Source organism: Geobacillus sp. LYN3 (assembly GCF_003064505.1).
Classification (GTDB): domain Bacteria; phylum Bacillota; class Bacilli; order Bacillales; family Anoxybacillaceae; genus Parageobacillus_B; species Parageobacillus_B toebii.
The window spans coordinates 438,841-444,961 of sequence record NZ_QCWL01000001.1; the positions used below are offsets into that span (position 1 = coordinate 438,841).

At 41.9% G+C, this 6,121-nt stretch carries 7 protein-coding genes and 1 other RNA gene; 1 reads left to right on the top strand and 7 read right to left on the bottom strand.

Annotation, left to right across the window (positions count from 1 at the left end):
• Nucleotides 1–459 precede the first annotated feature (459 nt).
• The 7 genes from DCC82_RS02315 to tadA all read right to left on the bottom strand — a co-directional run bounded on the left by DCC82_RS02315 (nt 460) and on the right by tadA (nt 4,613).
• Nucleotides 460–726, bottom strand: a complete 267-nt coding sequence (locus tag DCC82_RS02315; RefSeq protein WP_012748802.1) for a pro-sigmaK processing inhibitor BofA family protein — start codon at nt 724–726, stop codon at nt 460–462.
• 77 nt (nt 727–803) lie between these two features.
• Nucleotides 804–1,028, bottom strand: a complete 225-nt coding sequence (locus DCC82_RS02320; RefSeq protein WP_012748801.1) for a YaaL family protein — start codon at nt 1,026–1,028, stop codon at nt 804–806.
• A 23-nt stretch (nt 1,029–1,051) separates the two neighbouring features.
• Nucleotides 1,052–1,648, bottom strand: coding sequence for a recombination mediator RecR (gene recR / locus DCC82_RS02325; RefSeq protein ID WP_012748800.1), 597 nt, complete (start codon nt 1,646–1,648; stop codon nt 1,052–1,054).
• Between the two features lie 11 nt (nt 1,649–1,659).
• Nucleotides 1,660–1,983: a YbaB/EbfC family nucleoid-associated protein gene (locus DCC82_RS02330; RefSeq protein ID WP_003247376.1), complete on the bottom strand. Its 324-nt coding sequence runs from the start codon at nt 1,981–1,983 to the stop codon at nt 1,660–1,662.
• A gap of 25 nt (nt 1,984–2,008) precedes the next feature.
• Nucleotides 2,009–3,694, bottom strand: coding sequence for a DNA polymerase III subunit gamma/tau (dnaX, locus tag DCC82_RS02335; protein ID WP_081189751.1), 1,686 nt, complete (start codon nt 3,692–3,694; stop codon nt 2,009–2,011).
• Between the two features lie 118 nt (nt 3,695–3,812).
• An RNA gene (gene ffs, locus DCC82_RS02340) (signal recognition particle sRNA large type) lies at nt 3,813–4,077 on the bottom strand.
• A gap of 53 nt (nt 4,078–4,130) precedes the next feature.
• Complete coding sequence (tadA, locus tag DCC82_RS02345) at nt 4,131–4,613, bottom strand: tRNA adenosine(34) deaminase TadA (protein WP_211278825.1); 483 nt, start codon at nt 4,611–4,613, stop codon at nt 4,131–4,133.
• An 85-nt stretch (nt 4,614–4,698) separates the two neighbouring features.
• Between tadA and DCC82_RS02350 the strand changes: the two genes are divergently transcribed.
• Complete coding sequence (locus DCC82_RS02350; RefSeq protein WP_097353954.1) at nt 4,699–5,985, top strand: glycoside hydrolase family 18 protein; 1,287 nt, start codon at nt 4,699–4,701, stop codon at nt 5,983–5,985.
• Nucleotides 5,986–6,121: the final 136 nt, after the last annotated feature.

Below are 6,121 nucleotides of genomic sequence, written 5' to 3' on the forward strand. Positions count from 1 at the left end.
CACGCCGCCAGCGTTCGTCCTGAGCCAGGATCAAACTCTCCAAAAAGAAAGTTGATTGGCTTTTAATTCGGCACCGACACCGAAGGTGTCAAGTCGCTTCCGCTTTTCTTATTGTCCAGCTTCAGCGACTAGCTCTCTTGTGCCAAATAACCTTCCCCCTCGAAGTGCAAGCACTTCAGCGGGGTGAAGAACATTTGGCTTCGAGAGCTGATCGCGTCGCTTCCGCTTTTCTTATTGACGCTTGCGTTTTGTTTAGTTTTCAAGGAACTTCGCACACTTTTTATATTATACATACTGCATTACATGTTGTCAACTTATTTATTCATTTTTTAACAACGACGTTTTTTAATATAATACATATAAAAATAAAAGTCAATATGTTTTTTCAAAAAATAAAAAAGGCGCTGATGGAAAACAACGCCTTTTCGTCATCTCGCTTACAAATAAAACATATCTTCCTTACATAACGATATACTTTTCGATGATAACTAAAGCTGCCGCTCCCGGTATCCCGAGAAATCCACATATGAATGCTGTTATGAAATTAATGGGGACATGAAATTGAAACGCTCCGCCAATTGCATTAATAACAAATAATACTAGCGCTCCAACGATTAGTTTAATCGCCCCATATCCTAAAAATTTTAATGCTTTTAATCGCGCTCCTGCTAATAATAAAACAATAATCATAGATGATAGCAAAATAAGTACAAATTTCGGTTCCATTTTCCACGCTCCTTTTTATTGCTTGTACTACAAACTTATGATGAAAGACGGAAAAAAGAACAAAAAAATAAAGGAAGCTATTTCACTCCCTTTAATGATACACGTCGATATTTTGCTTCACGAATTAAAAAAAAGTATTTGGCCTCTGTAACATTTAACGCCATTAGTACTTCTTCTGAAGGTTCTACACACTTTTCAATCAGCCGTTTCTGCTCATACCATTCGTCTCTCAGCGCTTGTAATTCTTCTACTAATTTTAAATCAAATTGCTTTTTTAGCCAGCCTTTCCGTCGCCATAACAAGTGACCCCCACCTCTTTCTCTTTCTATAACTCTCGACGTCCTTCCAAGGCTTTTGAAAGCGTCACTTCATCGGCATATTCCAAATCTCCGCCCACCGGTAAACCGTGGGCAATTCTCGTTACTTTTATTCCAGTTGGTTTTAGCAAACGCGATATATACATCGCGGTCGCTTCCCCTTCAATGTTCGGGTTTGTCGCCAAAATAACTTCTTGTACAGCTTCATCTTGCAATCTTTTTAATAACTCCGCAATTTTTATATCTTCTGGACCGATGCCCTCCATTGGAGAAATGGCACCATGCAACACATGGTAAAGTCCATTGTATTCTTTCATTTTTTCCATAGCAATAACATCTTTTGGATCTTGCACAACACATATTGTTGTTCGATCTCGTCTTTCATCTTTGCAAATATAACAAGGATCTGTATCGGTAATATGCCCACAAACCGTACAATATCTAATATTCCGTTTGACATCAACAAGCGATTTAGCAAATTCCAACACAGTATCTTCCTTCATCGTTAGAACAAAAAACGCAAGGCGAATAGCTGTTTTTGGTCCGATTCCGGGCAGCTTCATAAAACTATCGATTAGTTTAGATATTGGTTCTGGATAATGCATTAAAACTCCTCCTAGAACAATCCCGGAATATTCAATCCTTTTGTAAATTGTCCCATCATTTCGGCTGCTAACTCATCTGCTTTTTTCAAAGCATCATTTGTTGCTGCCAACACTAAATCTTGGAGCATTTCAATGTCTTCTGGATCCACCACTTCTTCTTTGATTTTGACTTCCAAAATTTGTTTATGACCGTTCGCTATAACGGTCACCATACCGCCTCCTGCAGTGCCTTCTACCGTTTTTTCTGCTAATTGTTCTTGTGCTTTCTGCATTTCTTTTTGCATTTTTTGCATTTGTTTCATCATTTTTTGCATATTTCCCATTCCGCCACGCATCATTGTTTTTTCCTCCTTAATATGGTTATTCCTTAATTTCAATTAATTCCTCACCAAACAGCCGCTTTGCTTCCGCGATTAGTGGATCTTCTCCCTGTTCTTGTTCGCGCTTCGCTCCTTTTTCGCGAATGAATTCTTCTCTTATTTTGCTCCATTCTTCTTCAGGAACTGCCACCATTTCAAAACGTTTTTTCGTTAGCTCAAATAAAATCGCCTCTAAATTATCTTTCACATAATTCGTATTGTCAGCGGCCATTTTACAATGGATTTCATATTTAAACTTCAACACAAAAGCGTTTGGGCTTGCAGCAACTGGCTCGCTTTCCTGCAATAAAGCTGCATGGGATACTTTATGTTGCTTCCTTAATGTATCCAGCATCTCAGCCCAATGGCTTTTGATAAGCGATAAATCTTGATGGGTCGCTTGCTTTAAGATTTCATAAATACGGCCAACCGGCGTTTTATATCCTCCTGTTTTTAGCGTCTTTGTTTGTTTTTTCGTTTGCGCAGGGGCGGTTGTTGCGACAGATGCATGATGTTCTTTTAAACGGCGCAGCTCCGCTTCCAAATATTCCAGCTTTTTTGCGAGCGATTGAATTTCTTCAGAGGACGGTGATGGATAGGAAGCTTGTTGATGGCAAAGCTTCACCAGCGCAACCTCTAAAAAAATGCGCGGATGATTCGTCCATTTCATTTCTTGCTGGCTTTTATTTAACACTTCAATCGTTTCGTAGATGTCAGATAATGGAACTGACTGAGCTAAATGTTGAAACGTATCGTCAACAACTGTGCCTTTTATCGCCCCTTCTACATGGGGAGCCGTTTTATAAAGCAAAAGATCCCGATAATATAAAATTAAATCTTCAATAAGGCGATTAGGATCTTTTCCTTGATCCATCATTTCCTCAAGCAGCTGCAATGATGTTGCCGTATCTTTCTCATATATAGCCCGAACAAGAGAAGCCAATGTCGCGGAAGATACGGATCCGGTCATGGCAAGGACATCTTCAAGCAGCAATTCTCCATCACTAAATGAAATAGCTTGATCAAGCAAACTTAACGCATCACGCATTCCGCCGTCGGCCGCGCGAGCAATCGCAAACAAAGCCTCATCTGAAGCTTTTATCCCTTGCTGTTCAATCACTTGCCGCAACCTTGCGACAATAGAATGCAATGGAATTCGCCGAAAATCAAAGCGCTGACAACGGGAAATAATCGTAAGCGGAATTTTATGAGGCTCTGTTGTTGCTAATATAAAAATAACATGCTTTGGAGGTTCCTCTAACGTCTTTAATAACGCATTAAAAGCGCCAATTGAAAGCATATGTACTTCATCGATAATATATACCTTATAGCGAACAGATGTCGGCGCAAATTTCACTTTATCACGAATATCCCGAATTTCATCCACCCGGTTGTTCGAAGCCGCATCAATTTCCAATACGTCTGGAATGGCGCCATTCGTAATCCCGATGCATGCAGGACATTCGTTGCATGGTTCTGCCGTCGGTGCATGCTCACAATTTACCGCTTTTGCTAAAATTTTCGCAGCGCTCGTTTTTCCTGTACCACGCGGACCAGAAAACAAATATGCATGAGATATTTTATTTTGAAGCAGGGCACTTTGCAATGTTTTCGTCACGTGTTCTTGACCGACAACATCTGCAAACCGCTGCGGCCGAAAAACACGATATAAAGCTTGGTATGTCACGAAATGGCCCCCCTCTTTTTCTCATCTTATTTATTATATAATGTCTTCGCCTTTTTTCAAAATAAGAAATAAAAAAACTCACTCGCAAGGAGTGAGTTCTATGTTCTCTTTATGTAGGCCGTGCACCTTCTGTCGATTAGCTGCCCCAAGCGTTGCTCAAGCAGTTAGCTCAGCCCAGGCACCCCCGCGGCACATGGGAGAATCCGCTTACTGCTGCTTCCTTCCGGACCTGACAGGGTTCACGGAATCCCATTGCGCGGGACCCAGACGTCAACACCACTTACTTGAGACAGACCTTACGGCAAACTAACCTCGAGAAGGGATTCAGCCTCGCTAGAGCGGATTGCGAGTACAGGGCACCGCTACCTCCCCGCTTAGCACGGCAATATAAGTATATCGGTTTTTGAAACAAAATGCAATGACTGACCTCGATCATTTAGCTGGAACTTTGCCCAATATTTTTCTTTTTTTCGCGGAGCTTTCGAAAAAAGCTGCTTAACATTTGCCCGCATTCTTCTCCTAATATCCCGCTTGTCACTTCCGCTTGATGATTAAATCTTCCTTCTTGCAACAAATTCATCAATGTTCCTGCGCAGCCTCCTTTTGGGTCACTTGCGCCGAACACGACCCGCTTAATGCGGGCAAGTACAATGGCACCAGCGCACATCGCGCAAGGTTCTAATGTGACATACAATGTCGCGTCTTCTAAGCGCCATGACCCTACTTCCTTACACGCTTTATCAATCGCTAAAATTTCGGCGTGGGCAATGGCACGCTGTTCCGTCTCCCGCAAATTATGGGCACGAGCAATAATACAGCCATCTTGGACAATGATCGCACCAATTGGAACTTCTCCTATTTGTTCTGCTTTTTTCGCTTCTTCTATAGCTAGTCGCATATAATATTCATCGTTTACCATTGCTAAACTCCTCGTAAAAACGGTCATTTCTGCTCTTTTTTCATCATAAAATAAGAAGAACGAAGACGCAACTAGGAGGTAAAGTATGCAAATTCACGTTGTACAAAGCGGGCAAACGTTAAACGGAATTGCTCAAGCGTATAATACGACTCCTGAAGAAATTATTCGCGCAAACGAGCTTCCAAATCCAAATGATCTTGTTGTCGGTCAAGCGATTGTTATTCCGATTGTTGGAAGCTTTTATTGGGTTCAGCGCGGCGATAGTTTATGGTCCATTTCTCGCAAATTTTCCATTCCTATGCAGCGGCTTGCGGAAATTAACCGCATTTCCTTAAATAGCCCGCTGCAAGTTGGACAACGTTTATACATTCCGCCAAAAGCAAAACGGAGAGCCGAGTTTAACGGATACATTGAGCCGCGAGGAACGACTGTCAGCCCAGCGCTGGAGGCAAGTGCTCGTCAAGCAGCCCCATATTTAACATACTTAGCTCCGTTTCAGTTCCAAATTCAGCGAAATGCAGCACTCAAAGAACCTCCATTGAATAATTTCCCATCTATCGCTCGCGCCAATCGCGTTACTTTAATCATGGTCGTTACCAATATCGAAAATGATCAATTTAGCGATGAACTAGGAGCGCTTATTTTAAACAACGAACAATTACAAAACCGTCTATTAGAAAACATTGTAACAACAGCAAAAAAATACGGATTTCGCGATATTCACTTTGATATGGAATATTTGCGTCCCGAAGACCGCGAAGCGTATAACGCGTTTTTGCGAAAAGCAAAACGGCGATTTGAACGTGAAGGGTGGCTTATGTCTACCGCGTTGGCGCCAAAAACAAGCGCGACACAAAAAGGCCGCTGGTATGAAGCGCATGATTACCGCGCCCACGGACAAATTGTTGATTTTGTCGTCATTATGACATATGAATGGGGATATAGCGGTGGACCGCCAATGGCGGTTTCTCCAATTGGCCCTGTTCGGCAGGTGATCGAATATGCCATTTCCGAAATGCCCGCTTCTAAAATTATGATGGGACAAAACTTATACGGATACGATTGGACGCTTCCATACGTACCGGGTGGACCATATGCACGGGCGATTAGTCCGCAACAAGCGATCCGTCTTGCTGCTCAATACAATGTCGCCATTGAATATGACACCAAAGCGCAAGCTCCTCATTTCCGCTATCGGGACGAAAACGGAAAAGAACACGAAGTTTGGTTTGAAGATGCCCGTTCGATTCAAGCAAAATTTGACTTAGTAAAAGAACTCGGCCTACGGGGAATCAGCTATTGGAAACTAGGATTAGATTTTCCGCAAAATTGGTTGCTGCTAACAGATAACTTTACTGTTGTAAAAAGGTAAATAATACTTTTTTCAATCGCACTTGGTTGTTTTTCCAAGTGCGATTTTATTTATCTATGTGTTAAAGTGAACTACCCCCACTTAATTTTCTAGCGAAAATTTGAAGTGGGGGCTTCCAAAGAAGTTTGACTGCTTC